Raw genomic sequence first — 19,339 nt, forward strand, 5'->3', positions numbered from 1 at the left:
CACACAGCCAGTCACCGACCGGTGCCGCAAGAATGGCGGGATGACGACCGTCGTCGTGTCTCCCGGAACAACCACAGTGGACTCACCGGAGCCTGCCGCGCCGCGCTGGATCCGGCCTGCGGTTGCCGTGCTGCTGCTCGGCACGGCCGCGCTTTACCTCATCGATCTGTCGATCTCCGGCTGGGGCAACGACTTCTACGCGATGGCCGTGCAGGCGGGCACGGAGAGCTGGAAGGCGTGGTTCTTCGGCGCACTCGATCCGGGCAACGTGGTCACGGTCGACAAACCACCTCTTTCGCTGTGGGTGATGGGACTTTCCGCGCGGGTCTTCGGGTTCTCCAGCTGGAGCATGCTGGTGCCGGACGCGCTGGCCGGGGTGGCCTCGGTCGGCCTGGTGTACCTGGCCGTGCGGCGGCTTTCCGGTCCGGTCGCCGGGCTGCTGGCAGGTGGGCTGTTCGCACTCACGCCGGTGGCCGCGCTGATGTTCCGGTTCAACAACCCGGACGCCCTGCTCGTGCTGCTGATGGTCGCGGGTGCGTACTTTCTGGTTCGGGCGCTGGAAAAGGCGAGCACGGGATGGCTGCTGCTGTCCGGGGTGGCGATCGGACTCGGCTTCCTGGACAAGATGCTGCAGGCGTTCCTGGTGCTACCGGCTTTCGTGCTGGTGTACCTGGTGGCCGCGCCGACGCCGCTCGGCCGTCGGCTGTGGCAGCTGCCGGCCGCGGCAGGCGCGGTGGTCGCGTCCGCGGGGTGGTGGGTGCTCGCGGTGGCCGTGTGGCCCGCCGCGGATCGCCCGTACATCAGCGGTTCCACCGACAACAGCGTGCTGGAGCTCGCCTTCGGCTACAACGGTCTCGGCCGGATCTTCGGTCAGGAACACGGTGGCGGCGGGGCCGGGCCGAGGCTGCCGGAGGGGCTCGACTTGCCCGGCGGACGTGGTGGTTTCGGCGGATTCGGCGGTGCCACCGGGCTGAGCCGGCTGTTCGGTGACCAGTTCGGCACCGAGGCGTCCTGGCTGCTGCCCGCCGCGCTGATCGGACTTGTCGCCGGGCTGTGGTTCACGCGCCGCGCGCCTCGCACCGACCGCACGCGCGCCGCGCTGATGCTGTGGGGCGGCTGGACCGTGGTCACCGTCGTGGTGTTCAGCTACATGAGCGGCATCATCCACCCGTACTACACGGTGGCGCTCGTCCCCGGTATCGCGGCGACGCTGGGGATCGCCACCCGTGAACTGTGGCGGGGCCGGGCGAACTTCGCCTCGCGCGTGGTGCTCGCGGTCATGCTCGCGGTCACCGTGGTGTGGGGATTCATCCTGCTGGAGCGGACGTCCGGCTGGCAGCCGTGGCTGCGCTACACCGCGCTGGTGCTCGGCGCGCTCGGGGTGGTCGCGCTGCTCTTCGGGGCGGACCGGCTGCGGCGCGCGGCGCCGGTGGTCGCGGTGCTCGTGTTGGTGGCCTCGGTGCTGGGCACGGCCTCGTTCACCGTCGTCACCGCGGCCAGCGCACACAGCAGCGGAATGCCGTCGTCCGGACCGGAGCAGCAACGCGGCGGCCGCGGTGGGTTCGGCGGGCAGGCGCAGTCCGATCCGGAGGTGAACCGGCTCCTGCAGGCCACCACCACGAATTGGGCCGCGGCGCAGACCGGGGCAATGCAGTCCGCCGGGCTCGCGCTGAACAGCGGGAAGCCGGTGATGGCCATCGGCGGTTTCAGCGGCAGCGATCCGGCGCCCACGCTCGAACAGTTCCGGCGGTACGTCTCGGCGGGCGAGATCCACTACTTCGTGGCCGGTGGCCGTGGCTTCGGTGGTGGCCGGGGCACTGCCGGGCAGATCACCAGCTGGGTCGAGGAGAACTTCCCGGCCACCACCGTCGGCGACACGACGGTCTACGACCTCACGCGAAAGTGATTCCGGTGTTCGCACCGCAGAGCAGGAAGCACGGCAGGTCCGCGGGGATCCGGCCGGCCAGCCATGCGGCCAACGGTGCGGCCGCGGCCGGTTCGACCACGAGCCGGAACTCACTCCACAACCGATCACGGGCGGCGAGTATCTCCGCGTCGGTCACCAGTACCGAGGTGACCGAAGGCGTGGCGAGGAGCCCGAACGGAACCGAACCCACGCGGGTCGCGCCCAGCGCGGAGGAGGCCACCGAGTCGATCGTGACGTCGACCGGTTCGCTTGCCGCCAACGCCGCGTGCAGGGCCTGGCTCCCTTCCGGCTCCACCGCGTAGATCCTGCGTCCGTCCGCGGCGAGGGTGGCCCCGGCGGCGAGTCCACCGCCGCCCACTGCGATCGCCACCGCATCGACGTCCGGTGCGGCTGCCACGATTTCCGCGGTCACCGTGCCCTGACCGGCGATCACCGCAGGGTCGTCGTAGGCGTGCAGGTAGCGCGTGCCCGGTTCCTCGGCCACGGCGCGCGCGGCGGCGGCCGCTTCGGCGTACGTCGTGCCGTGCCGGATGAGCTTCACGCCGGTCGCTTCGATGCCGGCCGCCTTGGCCTCCGGAACCGTCTCCGGTACGTAGACCACCGCGGGCAGCCCCAGCGCCTGCGCCGCGGTGGCGACGCCAAGGCCGTGGTTGCCACCGGAGGCAGTGACCACCCGCTCCGCCGACGGCCCGGTGAGCAGCGCGTTCACCGCGCCGCGGAGCTTGAACGAACCGGACCGCTGCAGGTGCTCCAGCTTCAGCACGACTGGCCTGCCGTCGATTTCGGTGCGTAACAGCGGTGTCCTCCGTACGTGTGGTCGGATTCGATCCGCGGCGGCTCGGACGTCGGCCGGGGTTGGCGTGGCAGGCATAGCGGCCATTCTCCTCCCGGTCGCGCCGCCTGCGGTACCGGTGGTCGGGAATCCGCAGCGTGGACGGGCTGCGGCTGTCGGCAATCAGGCATTGTCGGGGCCTTGCGGACCTCGCTAAGCTCTGCGCGAACGGTGGGTGGCCGACCTTGTGCGTTCCGCAACGAGCCTTACCAAAAGTAGTGAACTCCAGCGGATGTCCCCGTTCGGTGCACTCCTCACCGGGAACGGAAGGTGACGTGGATGACCCGGTCGCACGCTCCCGGCGCGCGGCTGTCCGGCCGGCTCGGGATCCGCGGCAAGGTGGCCCTGCTCGCCCTGGTTCCGCTGGTGCTGGTGGTGCTCGTGGCCGTGCCGCTGGGGTGCACGCAGGCGAGTGCCGCGGTGGCGGCGACGCGCACCGCGGGCGCCGTGTCGCAGGCCCAGCGGATCGGGCACCTCGCTCAGCAGCTGCAACGTGAAAGTCTTTTCGCTGCGGCCTTGTCGGCCGACCCGGCGGCGTCCTCCGCCGAGCTCGGCCAGCAGCAACGAGCCGTCGACGTCGAGCTGAACCACGTGCGCGGCAATGCTCCTGCCGAGATGGCTGGCGCACTCGGGCGCGTCAGCTCACTGTCACAGCTGCGCGGGAACACCTTGCACCACAGCGCTTCCCCCGATGACATCGCACACGGTTACGACGTCGCGATCACCGGCATGATCGATGCACTCGGGCTCGTCGCACACACCACTTCAGACGGTGACGGACTGCGGCAGCTGGGTGCAGTGGACTCACTGCTGCGCGCGAACGAACAACGGGCGCTTCGGCTGACCGCGCTCGTCGCCGGCGCCGGTTTGCCTGGACAGTCCCTTGTCGACAGTGCCGGCCAGCGCGCCAGTGCCTACGAGGAGCGCTTCGCGCAGCAGGCGGATCCGGGCGACGCGGCACTGGTCGCGGGCGTCGAATCAAGCGCATTGGCCCGGCAGTTCGCCGGCACGCAGATCTCGCCGGGGATGGTCACCGCCGCGACCGAACTTGCCGGACAGCGGGCTGTTGCGCAGGACGAGGTGCTCGATTCGATCGTCGGCCGCACCGCCGCCGGCGCGAACGAGGCCACCCGGCGCGCGTGGTTCACCGGTGGCGCCGCGGTCGTCCTCTTCGGACTGGTGCTGGTGTTCGCCGTGCTGATCGGCCGGTCGATCAGTCGCCCGATGCGCAGGCTGGCTTCGCAGGCTCGGGCGGCGGCCGCGCTGTCGGACGCCGAGTTCGCCCAGATCGTGGAGCCCACCGACGGCGCGCCCGCGGCGTTGCCCGAGCTGAATGTGGCCTCCGGCGGAGAACCGGCCGAGGTGGCCGAGGCGTTCAACCGGCTGCGTGGCTCCGCGGTCGAGGCGGTGTCGAGAGAGGCGGCGAGCCGCCGGGCCGCCACGGATCTGCTCGCCGGCGCCGCCCGGCGCACCCAGAACCTGATCAGCAGCCAGCGTGCGCTCGTCGGGGAACTGCGCCGCAGCGCGACCGAGCCGGTGCTGAGCGCCGATCTGCACCGGCTGGACCGCACCGCGGCGCGGCTCCGGCGGACCGCGGACGATCTGCTCGTGGTGTCCGGCGATCCCGGCGAATCCAGCGTCGGCGGACCGGTCGAACTGGCCACCGCACTACGGTCGGCTGCCGAAGAGCTCGACGACGAAGCACAGGTGCGGCTGGCCGAGCCTGCCGCCGTGCAGCTCGTCCCGTCGCTTGGCCCGGACCTGGTGCTGGTGTTCTCCGAACTGCTGGACAATGCGGCGGCGTTCTCGCCCCCGGACTCGTTCGTCGACGTCGCCACGCGGTTCCAGGCCGACGGTGACCTGCTGGTGAGCATCACCGACCACGGCGTCGGCCTGCCTGCCGAACGGCTCGCCGAGGAGAACCGCAGGCTGGCCGCACCGGACGAGGGTGCTCCGGTGCCACAGCTGGGGCTCGCCGTGGTCGCCAAGCTCGCCCGGCGGCACGGGCTCACCGTCGAACTGCAGCCGACCGAGGCAGACGCGGGCCTCACCGCGCAGATCACCGTGCCGTACGCGTTGTTCACCCGCAACGTGGACACCCGGCACGAGCCGGAGCCGGTCGGGCTGTTCGAACCGGGGCAGATCCCGGACCCGGTCCCGGATCTGCTGCCCGCTCCCGCGATCGCCGCGCCGGACTCCCCGGTGGCGGACGGGTTCGGCTGGTTCGCGATTCGGGAACCGGACTGGCCTGCCGCCGAACCGGACGACGATTTCGCGGCCAGCGCAGGCACGCTGGCCGGTCTGCTCGAACCGTCCACTGTGGATGGCCCGGATACCGCCGCCGCCGCGAACACTGCCGATACCGCCGACACTGCGGACGCCGCCGCCGACGCCGCCGACGCGGTGGACCCGGTGCACGGCGAGGCGGCCGCCGATCCGCAGCCGACGCAGCGGTTCGCCCCGGTGCGACCGGAACAGCGCGACGGCATCGAGCGGCGCGTGCCGGGTGCCCAGCTGGCGCCGGAGCTTCGGCTGCCACAGGCCGTTCGCGCGCCGTCCGCGCGCCGAGGGCTGCGCGACCCCGCAGCGGAACGCGCCAGGTTCGACGCGTTCTCCGACGGGGTCGCCAAAGCCGAACAAGCCACCGCCGTCATCGCTGCCGATCAAGGAGGACCATGACCGCCCCCGCAGCCCAGAACTTCACCTGGCTGATCAACCGTTTCGCGCTGCACACCGCAGGGGCGATCGCCGCGATCGCGGTGTCCGCCGACGGCCTGCTGATTGCCGGTTCGCAGGATCTGGACCGCGCGGACGCGGACCGGCTCGCGGCCACCTGCTCGGCAATGCTGGCGCTGGCCAACGGCGTGTCCGACAGCCATCCACTCGGCGACCCGGACAAGGTCGTGGTCGAACTGGACCGCGGGTACCTGGTGGTCTGCACGATCAGCGTCGGCTGTTCGCTCGGCGTGCTCGCGAACAAGCAGGCGAGCCTCGGCACCATTGCCTACGAGATGGCGATGTTCGCCAACCGGGCCTGCGAGGTACTGACGCCCGCCCTGATCGAGGAGCTCAAGAACACCGTTGGTGCCTGAACAATCCCGGGGCGCGGGACCGCGCCCGGCGAAAGTCGTGCTCGTCGGTCCGCCGGGGGCGGGCAAGACCACGGCGGTGCGTGCCGTCTCGGAAATCGCCCCGCTGCGGACCGACGCGGGCGGCACCACGGTGGCGCTCGATTTCGGGCGGGTGACTCTCGATGCGCACACGCGGGTGTACCTCTTCGGTACGCCGGGGCGGCGACCGGATCTGGGTGCCGGCGCGGACGGTGTGCTGGTGGTGCTCGATCCACGCCGGCCGGACGAGGCGTATCCGGTGCTGGACTACGTCGAACGGACCCGGCTGCCGTTCGTGATCGGGCTCAACCTGTTCGACCGGGTACTCGACCGCTCGCTCGGCGACCTGCGCTGGGCACTGTCCGTGCGCGAGGAGGTGCCGATGTGCGTCTTCGACGCGCGTGCGGCCTCGTCGGTGCGGTCCGCCCTGCGCGCGGTGCTGCGGGTGGGCACCGGTGCCACGCAGGCGCCCGCTACACTTGCCGATGGACCCCGCGCGGCGTCCACCCTGTGAACCTCCCCAGGGCCGGAAGGCAGCAAGGATAAGCAGGCTCTGACGGGTGCGCGGGGTCCCCTTTCGTTTCCGGGACCTCGTCTCCGCGGCTCAAAACAGCCCGAGCAGGTCCTCCGGCGGAGCCGGCGAAGGCATCGCGTCCGCGTCGGTCAGCGGTTCCGCCTTCCCCCGCAGCCGGCGCAGCTCGTCGTCGTGCACGTAGCGCGCGGGATAGGCCGAGGACGCCGCGCGACGGGCCAGCTCGGCATCGGGCAGGCCGGTGCGGGAGGCGGCGAGTACGAGGTTGCCGAACCGCCGTCCGCGCAGCACCCCAGGCTCGGCCAGCAGCGCCACGTGCGGGAACACCTCCGCGAGCGTGGCGAGGAACCGGCGGGCGAAGGGCAGCCCCGGTCCGTCGGTGATGTTGGCGAGCAGCACCGCGGCCGGGCGGAGCACCCTGGCGACGTCGGTGACGAACTCGACGGTGGCCAGCCCGCCGGCGAGCGTCGCGCGTTCGAAGGCGTCGACCACGACCAGGTCGGCGGATCCGGCGCGGCGGCTGCGGATGCCCTCGCGACCGTCCTGGATGCGGACCCGCAGCTGCGGCACGGTCCGCAGCTCCAGCTGTTCCCGCACCAGCTCGATCAGCGGCTCGTCGGCGTCGAACACGAGCTGCCGCGAACCGGGACGGGTCGCCGCGACGTACCGCGGCAGCGAACACCCGGCACCACCCACGTGCACTGCCTCCAGCGGCCCGTCCGGCAGGCAGTCGACGAGGTCGCCGAGGCGGCGCACGTAGTCGAATTCGAGGTTCGTCGGGTCGTCGAGATCGACGTACGACTGGGCGACCCCGCCGACGGACAGCAACCACGCCCGGGGCCGGTCGGCGTCCCGCAGCAGCTCGGCGGTGCCGAACCGCACCGGGTACTTACCGGGGAGGGGACCGCTGCGAGCTCGGTCGCGTCCTCGGCCGGAACGGGCGTGGCTCAACCGGAATCCTTCCGTCGGATGCCCGCCGAGGGTACGCGGACGCGCTGGGTACGGGGCCGCGGCGCGATGCACCGACGGGTCCCGCGCGGGCCCGGCTGCCTCGGCGCCCGACGGGGGCGGTGCGCGTCACTGTAGTCTCGGGCCGTGGCTCTAGCGCTGTACCGGAAGTACCGTCCGGCGACCTTCGCCGAGGTCGTCGGCCAGGAGCATGTGACCGAACCGCTGCGCACCGCGCTGGCTGCCGGGCGGATCAACCACGCGTACCTGTTTTCCGGGCCACGCGGTTGCGGCAAGACCTCCAGCGCCCGCATCATGGCGCGCTCGCTCAACTGCGCCGAAGGCCCGACCCCCGATCCGTGCGGCAAGTGCAACTCGTGCATCGCACTGGCCCCGGAGGGCCCTGGCAGCGTCGACGTGACCGAACTCGACGCGGCCAGCCACGGTGGTGTCGACGACGCCCGTGAGCTGCGGGACAAGGCGTTCTACGCGCCTGCCGAATCGCGCTACCGGGTGTTCATCATCGACGAGGCGCACATGGTCACCACGCAGGGCTTCAACGCCCTGCTGAAGATCGTCGAGGAACCGCCGGAACACCTGATCTTCATCTTCGCCACGACCGAGCCGGACAAGGTGCTCACCACCATCCGCTCGCGCACGCACCACTACCCGTTCCGGCTGATCCCGCCGGGCTCGATGCGGGAACTGCTGGAGCGCAACGTCGCGGCCGAGGGCGCCACGGTGGAGCCCGCGGTCTACCCACTGGTGGTCCGCGCCGGTGGTGGTTCCGCACGCGACACCCAGTCGGTGCTGGACCAGCTGCTGGCCGGCGCCGGCCCGGACGGCGTCACCTACGGGCGCGCGGTGGCCCTGCTCGGCGTCACCGACGTCGCGCTCATCGACGACATGGTCGACGCGCTGTCGGCGGAGGATTCCGCCACGGTGTTCGTCACCGTGGAGAAGCTGGCCGATGCCGGGCACGACCCGCGCCGGTTCGCCACCGACCTGCTCGACCGGCTGCGTGACCTCGTGCTGATGCGTTCGGTGCCGGAGGCCGGTGAGCGCGGTCTGGTGTCCGCGCCTGCCGAGGAACTGGCGCGGATGAGCGCACAGGCCGAGCGAATCGGCCTTGCCACGCTGTCCCGCTATGCCGACATCGTCCACAGTGGACTGCTGGAGATGCGCGGCGCGACCTCGCCCAGGCTCGTGCTCGAACTGCTCTGCGCGCGGATGCTGCTGCCCTCGGTGATCGAGGCGGAAAAGGCGCTGCTGGCCCGCATCGAACGCCTCGAACGCCGCGCGGTGGTCGCCACCGGCGGCGATGCCGGCGTGGAACCTCCGGTACGGGAGTTCCAACGGCCGTCGCAGCGCCCGGCAGCACCGGAACCGTCGGCACCGGCTGCATCGGCACCGGCTGCACCGGCACCGGCGGAGGTCCCGGTGCGACCGGCCGCGTCCGACCGGCCGCGAGCTGCCGAGGCGCCCGGCTCGGCCCCGGCCAACCCGGTCGAAGAGAGCCAGCCGGCCGCCGCCCGCTCGGCGGAGCAGGGGCAGCCGACTCCCGCCCGCCCCGTGGAGCAAGGCCAACCGGCCTCGGCGCCTCCGGCGGAGCAGGGCCAGCCCCCTTCGCGCCCAGCGCAACAGCGGCAACCGGCTCCTGAGCGTCCGGCGGAGGAGAGTCGTCCGGCACCCGTTGACGCGGCGCCGGAGCAGCCGGTTGCGTCCGGGGCGGTCGACGAGGCGGGCATCCGCACCGTCTGGCCGCAGCTGCTGGCCGCGCTGCGCAAGTTCACCGGTGGTCGCAGCCTGGAAGCGATGCTCACCCAGGCGACCGTGGTCGAGGTGACCGGTACGACCGTCACGCTCACCCACAAGTCCGAGCCGCTCGCCCGCCGGTTGAACGACCAGGACAACGCCCGCAAGATCGCCGCAGCGCTCGCCGACGTGCTGCCGGGGGAATGGCAGATCCGGTGCGTGCACGGGGCCGCGCCTGCCGCCCAGCCGCGGGCTGCCGCGCCACGGCAGCAGCAGCCTGCTCCGGAGCGGTCGTTCACGCGGCCGTCCGCGGCACCGTCGTCTCCCGCGGCCACCCCGGCACCGCCTGCGGCGGCTCCGGAACCGCCCAACCGGCCCCGGGTCACCACGGCCGAGCCGGACATCCCGCTGCCGCCGGAACCCTCCGACGAGGACGACGACATCTACTCCGAGGACTCCAGCCCGGTGCCGCCCGCCCCGCCCGCGCCGCCGGAGGAGGACCCGGAGCAGATCGCCCGCAAGCTGATCTCCGACCAGCTCGGCGCACGACCGCTGGACTGACCGGCTACTGCGCGGTCAGATAAGCCTCGATCGCCTGCGTGATGGCTTCGGCGTAGCGGGTCTGCCCGGTGGCCGAGGACATCTGCGCGGCCTCGGTGGCGTTGCGCATGTTGCCGCATTCCACGAGCACCGTCGGGCGGGTGGACAGGTTGAGCCCGCCGAGGTCCGCGCGTGCCGAGAGCCCCGCCGAGCCGATATAGGTCGAGGTGGTGAACCCGTCGGTGCGCAGGGTGTCGCGCACCGTGTGCGCCAGTTTCTGCGACGGCTCCCCCTGTGCGGCGTTCAACGGCGGCGACGAATAGGCCACGTGAAAGCCGTGTGCACTCGCCGAAGTGGAACCGTCCGCGTGGATGGAGACCACTGCGTCGGCTTCGGCGCTGTTGCCGATTTTCGCGCGCTCGTCAACGCACGGGCCGACACCGGTATCGTCGGAGCGTGTGTAGACCACCTTGATCCCCTTGTCCGCCAACGCCTTTCCGACTTCCTGCGCGACGGCGAAGGTGAACGCGTGCTCGGGATATCCGGCGTTGGTCGAGGTACCGGTGGTGTTGCACGGCTTCATCGCGCCCCGCCCGGCGGGCACCTTCCGGTTGATTTCCTTCGGGTTCGCCGAATTGCCGCCGTTGTGCCCGGGGTCGAGCACGACCACCTTCCCGGCGTTCGGTGGCGGCGTGACCGACGTCGACGGCGTGCTGGGGACGGTGCTCGGCGCCGGGCTGCTCGAGGGCACCGGGGAGGTGGACGGCGGAGCCGCCGCAGGCGGGGTAGCGGTGCCACCACCGCCGGAACACGCTGTGAGCAGCAGCAGGCCGGTCAGCAGCGGGAGTCGGTTCGCACGCACGGTGACCACCGTGCCACAGCGCTCGCCTGCCGCCAGGACGGACGCGCCGGGCACGCAGCTACGCTGGGCACGAACACCCAGTGGCGGAAGGATCGAGTGCGATCATGGTGCAACCCGGCGGCGGCTTCGACATGTCGCAGATCATGCAACAGGCCCAGCAGATGCAGCAGAAGCTGGTGGAGGCCCAGGAGGAACTCGCGGCCACCGAGGTCACCGGCACCGCGGGCGGCGGGCTGGTCACCGCGACCGTGTCCGGCGACAGCCAGCTGAAGAGCCTCGCCATCGACCCGAAGGTGGTCGACCCTGACGACGTCGAAACGCTGTCCGACCTGGTGGTCGCCGCGGTGCGCGACGCGTCGGCCAACGCGCAGAAGCTCACCGAGCAGAAGCTCGGCCCGCTGGCAGGCGGTCTCGGTGGCGGGGGCGGTATGCCGGACCTCGGCAGTCTCGGGTTCGGCGGCTGACGCTTTGTACGAGGGTGTCGTCCAGGACCTGATCGACGAACTCGGGCGGCTGCCGGGAGTGGGTCCCAAGAGCGCCCAGCGGATCGCGTTCCACCTGCTGGCAACCGATCCGGTGGACATCGCGCGGCTGCAGGACGTGCTGGGCAAGGTCAGGGAAGGCGTGCAGTTCTGCGAGATCTGCGGCAACGTCTCCGAACAGCAGACCTGCCGCATCTGCCGGGACGAGCGGCGCGACCTCACGGTGATCTGCGTGGTCGAGGAGCCCAAGGACGTGCTGGCGGTGGAGCGCACGCGCGAGTTCAAGGGCCGCTACCACGTGCTGGGCGGTGCGCTCGACCCGCTGTCCGGCATCGGCCCGGAGCAGCTGCGCATGCGTGAGCTGTTGAAGCGGATCGGCGAGGCCGACGTGCGCGAGATCATCATCGCCACCGACCCGAACACCGAGGGCGAGGCGACGGCCACCTACCTGGTCCGCATGCTCCGCGACTTCCCCGGCCTGTCGGTCACCCGGCTGGCCTCGGGTCTGCCGATGGGCGGCGATCTGGAGTTCGCCGACGAGCTGACCCTCGGCCGCGCACTGTCCGGACGACGCACGCTCTGAACGTGCGAACGGCCCCCTCGCCCGCGTGGTGCGGGGGCCGTTCGCGGGCGCAGGTCAGCAGTAACCCAGTTGCGCCAACGAGTTCACGATGATTTCCGACGGGTGGTACTTGTCCATCCAGGACTCTCCGCGCCGGTTCTGGTAGGTGTCCAGGAAGTTCTGCAGCTTGTCCCCGCGCATTTCCGTCAGCACCACGGTTTCGCCGAGGTGCTGTGGGGTCTCGGTGCGCTCGCGGTGCACCGCGCAGGGCAGGCCGAGGTAGTAGCACTCGGCGGACAGCCCGCCGGAGTCGGTGACCACGTACTCGGCGCGCGCGACCAGCGGCAGGAACTTCAGGTACCGCATCTTCGGCTGCGCGATGAACTTGTCGTCGAACAGGTGGTCAAGGCCGAGTGCGCGGATCTTCTCCCGCTCCGGCGCGCCCGCCATGTACAGGATCGGCAGCTGCCTGCTCTGCTCGCGCAGGATCTCCAGCGCCTCGCGGTACTTGTCCGCGCGCGAGACCAGTTCGAACCGGTGCAGGGTGGCCAGCCCGAACTTCTCCGGCAGGTTCGGCACATCCAGCGGCTGGTTGATGGCCAGCCGCATCGCGTCGATCGCGGTGTTCGCCTCGGTGTCCACGACCACGCCACGCGCGTTGCGCAGGTTGTGCACCTCGCGCTCGCTCGGCGCGAAGTGCATGTCCACGATCTTGGCCGCGATCTTGCGGTTCAGCTCCTCCGGCAGCGGCGACATGATGCTGCCCGAACGCGCGCCCGCCTCGACGTGCCCGACGCGGGCCTTCAGGATCCGCTTGCCGATCAGCGAACCGTACGGCGTGGTGAACGTGTCGCCGTGCACCAGCACCAGCGGCGGACGGCCGTCCTCGGTGAGCGCGGCCCGCAGTTCGTGCCGGCGGCCCCACGCGGTGCGCAGCACCTGCGCCGCCCATCCCGGCACCTGCGCGGGCGATTCGAGGTTGTGCGCCTTCTCCTCCGGCACGAACCACACATCGGGTTCGGGCAGCTTCAGATCGGCGAGCACGTCGGCCACCTCGTCGACGTGCTGAGCGGTGAACCAGATCTTCGGGCGCAGGCCGCGTTCGGCGATCCCGTGGTAGACCGGGGCGATCTTGATCAGTTCCGCAGTGGTGCCGAGAATGAAGGAAATCACCGTTGGGCCCATTCCTGGTCGGTGTCGGTGAGCGCCAGGATACTGGCCACGTCCGGTTCCCCGGCACAGGGTAGCCTCGCCCCGTGAGTGCCAACCCGCTCCTCCCCTCGCTCAGTGTCGTGATTCCGGTGCACAACGAGCAGGACTGGATCGAACGCAGCGTCGGCGCACTGGTGAGCGCCGCCGAGGCCGCGCGCTGGCCGGTCGAGATCGTGGTGGTCGACGACGGCAGTACCGACCGCACCCCGGAAAAGCTCGCCGAGCTGCGCGCGCGGTACGGGATCACGGTGCTCAGCCAGGCCAACGGCGGCCGGTTCGAAGCCCGCCGCGCCGGGCTCGCCAAGGCGTCCGGAACGCAGGTGCTGCTGGTCGACAGCCGGGTCATCGTCGATGTGGACGCGCTGGTCTTCCTGCGCGACCAGCTCGCCGGGCATCCGGAGCGCACGGTGTGGAACGGGCATGTGAACGTCGCCTCCGAACACAACCCGTACGCCGGTTTCATGGCCGGTCTGGTGAAGATCCCGTGGCGGCGCTACTGCGCGAATCCGCGGCTGATGTCGTTCGGCATCGACGAATTCGACGTGTTCCCGAAGGGCACCGGATTCTTTTCCGCACCGCGGGAAGTGCTCGAACAGGCGAGTGCCGCATTCGAATCGCTGTTCGAGGATTCCCGCTTCGCCAGTGACGACACCGGGGTACTGCGCTGGATCGCGGAGCGGCACCGGATCTTCCTTGCCCCGCAGCTGTCCGCGACCTACCACGGGCGCGATTCGTTCCGGAAGTTCACCGCGCAGTCCTATTTCCGCGGCACCACGTTTGTCGATTCGTACCTTGCTGCACCGGGGCCGGCCCGCAACGGGCTGTTCGCCGCATTGGCGGTCGGTGCGCTGGGGCTGGGGCTGGCCACCCGCCGTCCGCGCACGGCGGTGGCGCTGGCCGCGGCCGGTTCCGCGGCCGCGGGTGCCGCGGTGACCCGGTTCGGCGCCACGAAGTCCGAGGCCCGCGCGGTCGCCATGCTCGCCCCGGTGTTCGGCACCGGCTTCGGCGCGGGCGCGGTCCGCGGGCTGGCCTTCGCCCTGCGCGCCCGCGTGCGCCGGTCCGGCCGATGAGCACGCCGGTGACCGAAGAGTCCTCGCTGGCCCGCGAAACCGGCCGCTCGGTCGGCAAGATCGGCATCTCGCTGCTGGTTGCCATCGGGCTCGGGTACGTCTTCACGTTCGTGTCCGCGATCGTCCTCGGCCCGGTCAACAACGCGGTCTTCGCGTCGTTCTGGGGCATCCTGATGGGCCTCGGCGGCGCGCTCTCCCCGCTGGAGCAGGAGCTGTCCCGGCAATCCGCGGTCGCGGCCGTGGAAGGGCACCGCGTCGGCCGCTCCGCGCTGCGGGTGCTCGCCGTCGGCATGGCGGTGGTCGCCTTGGCCGCCGCGATCACGCTCGTGGTTCCGGTGCTCAACGACCGGTTCTACGGCGGGCACATCGAGCTCGGCATCATCACGCTGTGCGGCGGGATCGCGTTCGCCTGTCAGTTCGCGACGCGGGGCCTGCTGGTCGGCGGCAACGCGATCAAGCCCTACTCCCGTCTCGTCGTCGCCGAGGCCGCGGTACGCGCGGTGCTCATGGGACTCGTGGTGGTTTCCGCGATCTCCGGGGTCACCACCTTCGCGATCGCCGCCGCAGCCGGATCGTTCGCCTGGCTGCTGTTCGCCCGCCCCGCCCGGCGGATGCTCGACTTCGAGGTGAACGGCGAGGGCTGGCGCCCGGTCACCGCGCGGATGCTGCTGTTGCTGCTCGGCGCGGGTCTCACCGCAAGTGTCATCACCGGCTACCCCGCGCTGGTCCGGGTGCTCGCGCCGGGCGGTGACGAACACCAGGTCGGGATCCTCTTCGCGGCGCTGCAGGTGTCCCGGGTCCCGCTGCTGCTGCTGACACCGCTGCAGGCGCTCGCGGTACCGACCGTGGTCCGGCTGTCCGGTACCGCGGACGGTATGCACCGCCTGCGCAGGCTCATCGCATTCGGCGCGCTCGGCACGATCGGGGTCGGCGTGCTCGGCGTCGTGGTGGGCTGGCTGATCGGGCCGTGGCTGGTGCAGCTGCTGTTCCGGGCGCAGTACGCGGGAGCGCAGGGCTGGTGGATCGCGGGCATGGTGTGGGGCGCGGTGCTGCTGACCGCACTGCAGCTGATGACTGCCGTGCTCGTTGCGCGGACGCAGGCGAACCGGGTGCTGGTGACCTGGGCGGTGGTGGCTGTGACGACTGCGCTGGTGCTTCTGCTGGTACCGGGGGACACCGTGCTGCGCGCGGTGCTCGGGCTCGCCATCGGCCCGACCGCCGGTCTCGTGGTCGCACTGGGGTTCGTGTTGCGGAGGCCGGGCAACGTGCCGGACGTTCCGGGCGTCTGAGTAATGTGCACCCCGGATCGAGCCGCCGAAACGGTCGGTGAGGTGTACCGGTGAGGGTTGGACAGCGAATCCGATGAACGTAGTACTGATCTTGCTCGCCTTCTGGGTGCCGGGTGTCGTCTTCGGTGCGGCGGTCGGCCTTCGTGGCTGGACGCTGGCCGCGGCCGGGCCCCTGCTCACCTTCGGCATCGTCGCGCTCGGCATTCCGGTGCTGGGTGACTTCGGCATCCGCTGGAACCTGCTCGACGTGGCACTGTGGACAGTGCTGCTGTCGGTGGTCGGGTTCGCGGTCGGCTTCGGGGTGCGCCGCTTCACCGCGCGCAGGCACGGGGACTGGACCGAAGGCGAGGACTCACCGGACCGTTCGGTGCGCGGGCAGGTGCTGATCGGGCTCGGCGTGCTCGTCGGCATGGCCGTGGGTACGGTCACCTTCCTGCGCGGCAGTCACTCGCTCGACCGCGTGCAGCAGGGCTGGGATGCGCCGTTCCACGGGAACCTGGTGCGCTGGATCGCCGAGCACGGCGACGCCCGTCCGTCCACTGTGGGCACCATCGCGAACCTGCCGGACCAGGCGGACTACTTCTACCCGGACACCTATCACGCGCTGCTCGCGCTGGTCTTCGACAAGGCCGGGCTCACCATGATGCCGACGCTGAACCTCGCCGTGCTCGCGGTGATCCTCAGCGTGCCGCTCGGTGTCGCCGCGATGTGCCACGCGTGGCGCATGCCCGCTCTCGGCACGGCCGCCGCCGCCGCGGTGACCACCTGGTTCACCGCGTTCCCCTACGACTCGCTGTGGCGCGGTCCGCTGTGGCCGTACGTGGCAGGCGTGGCGATGATCCCGGCGATGCTGGCCATCGCGCGGTACCTGTTGCGGCCACGCGGGATCGCGGGCCCGGTCGCGATCGGTGTCGGCGTCGCCGGTCTCACCGGGCTGCACACCAGCATCGTGTTCGTCATCGCGGTCTACTTCATCCTGATCCTGCTCGCGGTCCTGTGCCGCTTCGAGAAGCTCGAATGGCGGCGAAGCGCGCCGTCGCTGATCGCCACGGTGGTGCTCGCCGCCGTGCTCGGCGTGCCGCTGGTGCTGCCGTCGCTCTACAACGCGGGCGGGGTGACGAGCGCGTACTGGTCGTCGGAGGCCACGGTCAGCGGCGGGCTCGGCGAGACCATCACGTTCTCCCCGATGTCGAACTTCCCGCAGTGGTGGATCGGGGTGCCCGCGCTGATCGGCATCGTGCTGATGGTGCGGCACCGCCGGATGCTCTGGATGGTCGCCGCCTATGTCGTGTTCGGCGGCCTGTTCGCGGCCACCGTCTCGCTGGAGACCCCGCTGATCCACACGCTCACCGGCATCTTTTACAACGACCACTGGCGGATCGCGGCACTCGTGCCGCTGGCCGGTTCGGTGGCCTTCGGCGAGTTCGTGCACACCGGCGCGGGCTGGCTGGCCCGCAAGACCGAGCGGCGGGTGAAGCTGCAGCCTGCCACCCTCACCCTGGTCTCGGCCGTGGTGATCGGGCTGGTCATCGGCGGGCTGAGCCGCGGCGGCTACATCGGCCGCAACTCCTCGACGCTCGGGATCAACTACAACGACGGTCCCACCGTGTCGAAGGCGGAGGAGGCCGCGTACGCCTGGCTGGCGCAGCACACCCAGCCGGGCGAGCGCGTGATGAACGACAAGGCCGACGGTTCGGTGTGGATGTACGCGCTCGCCGGGGTCACGCCGGTGGAGTGGACGTTCTACGGCGCCGAGCCGGACACCAAGGCCGGCTACCTGAGCGCGTGGCTCGACGATATCGACAAGTACCCGCAGGTCCGCGAAGACCTCACCGACCTGCACGTGCGCTACGCCCTCAAGGGCGTCGGCAAGGCAACCCCGGACGCGAAGCAGTCGGTCGGCGTGGCCGATCTGGCCGCCGGCCCGGACTTCCGCGTGGTCTTCCAGAACGCAGGGGCGACCATTTACGAGATCGAGGGCCAGCAGGGTGTGGTCGCCGCGGGTGCGGCGACCGGGTCCGACCGCCCGCACGGGCGGTGAGAAGCTACAGTGATCGCCGTGTCCACCTCTTCCGTGCGCACCCGACGGGTCCTCATCGTGATGCCGGCGCTGAACGAACAGGCCAGCGTCGGATCGGTGATTTCCCAGGTCAGGGAGTCACTGCCGGGGATGGACATCCTCGTCGTCGATGACGGTTCACAGGATCAGACCGCCCGGATCGCCCGCGATGCGGGTGCCGAGGTCGCGCGGCTGGCGGTGAACCTCGGCGTCGGCGGTGCGATGCGCACCGGCTTCCGCTACGCCGCCGCCCGTGGCTACGACGTGGTCGTCCAGGTCGACGCGGACGGCCAGCACGATCCGGAAGAGGTCGCCGCGCTGCTGAAGCTGCTCGAGGACGGCGCCGACATCGCGATCGGCTCGCGGTTCGCGGGCAAGGGCGCATACCGGGCCGTCGGCCCGCGCAAGTACGCGATGGTCGTGCTCTCCCTGGTGTTCTCCCGGCTGGCCAGGTACCGGATCACCGACGTCACGTCCGGGTTCAAGGCGATGGGCCCGCGGGCGATCAAGCTGTTCGCGTCCTACTACCCGGCCGAATACCTCGGGGACACGGTGGAGGCGCTGGTCATGGCGATCCGCGCGAAACTCTCCATCGCCGAGGTGCCGGTGGTGATGCGGGAGCGCACCGCGGGCACGCCGAGCCACTCGCCGCTGAAGTCTGCCGTGTACCTCAGCCGCGCGGGCCTCGCGCTGCTGCTGGCACTGGTGCGCCGCCGTCCGTCCGTCGATTCGTCCGACGCAGCGTAAGGAGTCCGCACATGGCCGGCTGGCAGATCCTCAGCATCGTCGTCGCGTGCCTGGTGCTCTTCGTCGTCCTCGAGATGATGCGGCGCCGGAAGCTGCGGGAGAAGTACGCCGGCGTGTGGCTCGTGGTCGCGGTCGGTGTCGTGGTCCTCGCGGCCATCCCGCAGGCCGCATCGTTCCTGGCGAAGATCACCGGTGTCCAGACGCCGTCGAACTTCGTCTTCCTGCTGGCCGGCGTGGTGCTCGCGCTGGTCGCGCTGCACCTGTCGACCGAGGTCGGCCACCTCGAGGAAGAGGTCCGGACCTCGGTCGAGGAGATTGCGCTGCTGCGCTGCGAGCTGGCGGACGCCAAGCGGGACCTCGACACCCGGATCGCCGAACTGGAGAGCCGCACGGCTGCTCCGGACGACGTCAAAGGGCTGCCCGAAGTGAGCCACGCACGCGTTCGCTGATCTCCGCGCTGTTCGCCGCTCCACCGCGGCTCGGTGCGGTCCGGGTGCTTGCGATCGACGGTCCGTCCGGCGCCGGTAAATCCGCGCTGGCAGGCTCGGTTGCCGACGCGCTCGGCCATTCGGCCGCACTGGTGAGCACGGACGCATTCGCCACCTGGGCCGATCCGGTGGCCTGGTGGCCGCACCTGGAACGGGGCGTGCTGGAACCGCTGGCGCTCGGCCGGGCGGGGCAGTACCGGAGGATGGACTGGACCTCCGGCGAGCCACGACCGGGCGAGCTGGTGCACGTGGCCGTCCCCGAGGTACTGGTGCTGGAAGGCGTGTCGAGCGGCCGCCGCGCCATCCGTGGACGGCTGTCCTGGCTCTGCTGGCTGGAAGGCGGCAGCGAGGCGGACCGCCTCATCCGCACGACTACTCGCGACGGCCCGGAGGCCCGCACCGAACTGCGTCGCTGGCAACTGTTCGAACGCGGCTGGTTCGCCGTGGACGGCACCCGGGAGGCAGCGGACACCCGCCTGCGGTGACCGCCGTTGCGGCGGTTGTGCTTGCTGCGCTGCAGCGGTGCGATTCGCGCGGCCGATGCGGCTGCCGCGGCGCTGGACGCGAGTGGTCTGGACATCGGTGTCGAGCCAGCCCGGGAACGCGTCTGACGGCAAGTCTGCGCCCTTGCCCGGCCCCGGACTTTGCCGCCGATGCCCGATCGAGTGGTCTGAACCTCCGGCACGCACCGGAGGTTCAGACCTGTCCGGAATGGTCCGCCGGGATCGTCACGCAGTGTCCGGACCCGCACGGTGGGACTGCGCGGACGGCTGGTCGCATTAGTCCATTCGTGCGATCGAACTGCCACTCTTCGTGCTAAACCTGCCGATTTGACTACGTTCTGTGCAGATTTGCCAACGTTTTGCGGTCATTTCAGTCCTTACGTAGTGCGATCGTAACCTCACGTGCTTAAGTGCGAGCCGA

16 protein-coding genes, 1 other RNA gene and 1 pseudogene are annotated in these 19,339 nt (G+C 70.9%); 14 read left to right on the top strand and 4 right to left on the bottom strand.

Going from position 1 to position 19,339, the window contains the following annotated elements; translation table 11 throughout:
• Positions 1-40: 40 nt before the first annotated feature.
• Complete coding sequence (locus tag ABD793_RS23625) at positions 41-1,906, top strand: glycosyltransferase family 39 protein (protein WP_344863494.1); 1,866 nt, start codon at positions 41-43, stop codon at positions 1,904-1,906.
• Here ABD793_RS23625 and ABD793_RS23630 read toward each other — a convergent pair.
• Entirely contained in the window at positions 1,893-2,798 is a 906-nt protein-coding gene (locus tag ABD793_RS23630; RefSeq protein ID WP_344863497.1) for a serine/threonine dehydratase, read from the bottom strand. The two genes, ABD793_RS23625 and ABD793_RS23630, sit on opposite strands and share 14 nt — an antisense overlap.
• Before the next feature lie 240 nt (positions 2,799-3,038).
• Between ABD793_RS23630 and ABD793_RS23635 the strand changes: the two genes are divergently transcribed.
• The 4 genes and pseudogenes from ABD793_RS23635 (at position 3,039) to ffs (ending at position 6,448) form a co-directional block, all read left to right on the top strand.
• Positions 3,039-5,438 (top strand): sensor histidine kinase, encoded by a 2,400-nt coding sequence (locus tag ABD793_RS23635; RefSeq protein WP_344863499.1) that lies wholly within the window; start codon positions 3,039-3,041, stop codon positions 5,436-5,438.
• Entirely contained in the window at positions 5,435-5,851 is a 417-nt protein-coding gene (locus ABD793_RS23640) for a roadblock/LC7 domain-containing protein (protein ID WP_344863501.1), read from the top strand. The genes ABD793_RS23635 and ABD793_RS23640 overlap by 4 nt, the downstream gene beginning before the upstream one ends.
• 37 nt (positions 5,852-5,888) lie before the next feature.
• Positions 5,889-6,158: pseudogene (locus ABD793_RS23645) on the top strand (GTPase); the annotation flags it as partial.
• A 195-nt stretch (positions 6,159-6,353) separates the two neighbouring features.
• Positions 6,354-6,448, top strand: an RNA gene (gene ffs, locus ABD793_RS23650) — signal recognition particle sRNA small type.
• Between the two features lie 25 nt (positions 6,449-6,473).
• Here ffs and ABD793_RS23655 read toward each other — a convergent pair.
• Positions 6,474-7,283: a spermidine synthase gene (locus ABD793_RS23655; RefSeq protein WP_344863503.1), complete on the bottom strand. Its 810-nt coding sequence runs from the start codon at positions 7,281-7,283 to the stop codon at positions 6,474-6,476.
• Between the two features lie 213 nt (positions 7,284-7,496).
• Between ABD793_RS23655 and ABD793_RS23660 the strand changes: the two genes are divergently transcribed.
• Entirely contained in the window at positions 7,497-9,665 is a 2,169-nt protein-coding gene (locus ABD793_RS23660; protein ID WP_344863505.1) for a DNA polymerase III subunit gamma and tau, read from the top strand.
• A 4-nt stretch (positions 9,666-9,669) separates the two neighbouring features.
• Here ABD793_RS23660 and ABD793_RS23665 read toward each other — a convergent pair whose 3' ends face one another.
• A complete protein-coding gene (locus tag ABD793_RS23665) occupies positions 9,670-10,485 on the bottom strand; it encodes an N-acetylmuramoyl-L-alanine amidase (RefSeq protein ID WP_344863708.1) in 816 nt (271 codons plus the stop codon).
• Between the two features lie 125 nt (positions 10,486-10,610).
• On the opposite strand from ABD793_RS23665, the gene ABD793_RS23670 reads away from it, so the two are divergent.
• Entirely contained in the window at positions 10,611-10,970 is a 360-nt protein-coding gene (locus ABD793_RS23670) for a YbaB/EbfC family nucleoid-associated protein (RefSeq protein WP_344863507.1), read from the top strand.
• Positions 10,971-10,974: 4 nt separating this feature from the next.
• Entirely contained in the window at positions 10,975-11,571 is a 597-nt protein-coding gene (gene recR, locus ABD793_RS23675) for a recombination mediator RecR (protein ID WP_344863510.1), read from the top strand.
• A 54-nt stretch (positions 11,572-11,625) separates the two neighbouring features.
• On the opposite strand, the gene ABD793_RS23680 is transcribed toward recR, so the two are convergent.
• Positions 11,626-12,735, bottom strand: coding sequence for a UDP-N-acetylglucosamine 2-epimerase (locus ABD793_RS23680; RefSeq protein ID WP_344863512.1), 1,110 nt, complete (start codon positions 12,733-12,735; stop codon positions 11,626-11,628).
• Positions 12,736-12,806: 71 nt separating this feature from the next.
• Between ABD793_RS23680 and ABD793_RS23685 the strand changes: the two genes are divergently transcribed.
• The 6 genes from ABD793_RS23685 to ABD793_RS23710 all read left to right on the top strand — a co-directional run bounded on the left by ABD793_RS23685 (position 12,807) and on the right by ABD793_RS23710 (position 18,900).
• Positions 12,807-13,832, top strand: coding sequence for a glycosyltransferase family 2 protein (locus ABD793_RS23685; RefSeq protein WP_344863514.1), 1,026 nt, complete (start codon positions 12,807-12,809; stop codon positions 13,830-13,832).
• Positions 13,829-15,121: a polysaccharide biosynthesis protein gene (locus tag ABD793_RS23690; protein WP_344863516.1), complete on the top strand. Its 1,293-nt coding sequence runs from the start codon at positions 13,829-13,831 to the stop codon at positions 15,119-15,121. The genes ABD793_RS23685 and ABD793_RS23690 overlap by 4 nt, the downstream gene beginning before the upstream one ends.
• 73 nt (positions 15,122-15,194) lie before the next feature.
• Positions 15,195-17,162 carry a DUF6541 family protein gene (locus ABD793_RS23695; RefSeq protein WP_344863518.1) on the top strand — a complete coding sequence of 656 codons (1,968 nt, stop codon included), beginning with the start codon at positions 15,195-15,197 and terminating at the stop codon, positions 17,160-17,162.
• 60 nt (positions 17,163-17,222) lie between these two features.
• Positions 17,223-17,927, top strand: a complete 705-nt coding sequence (locus tag ABD793_RS23700) for a glycosyltransferase family 2 protein (RefSeq protein ID WP_425548748.1) — start codon at positions 17,223-17,225, stop codon at positions 17,925-17,927.
• An 11-nt stretch (positions 17,928-17,938) separates the two neighbouring features.
• A complete protein-coding gene (locus ABD793_RS23705; RefSeq protein WP_344863521.1) occupies positions 17,939-18,376 on the top strand; it encodes a DUF2304 domain-containing protein in 438 nt (145 codons plus the stop codon).
• A gap of 44 nt (positions 18,377-18,420) precedes the next feature.
• Positions 18,421-18,900: a uridine kinase family protein gene (locus ABD793_RS23710; RefSeq protein ID WP_344863523.1), complete on the top strand. Its 480-nt coding sequence runs from the start codon at positions 18,421-18,423 to the stop codon at positions 18,898-18,900.
• Positions 18,901-19,339: the final 439 nt, after the last annotated feature.

Source organism: Amycolatopsis ultiminotia (assembly GCF_039536925.1).
Lineage (GTDB): Bacteria > Actinomycetota > Actinomycetes > Mycobacteriales > Pseudonocardiaceae > Amycolatopsis > Amycolatopsis ultiminotia.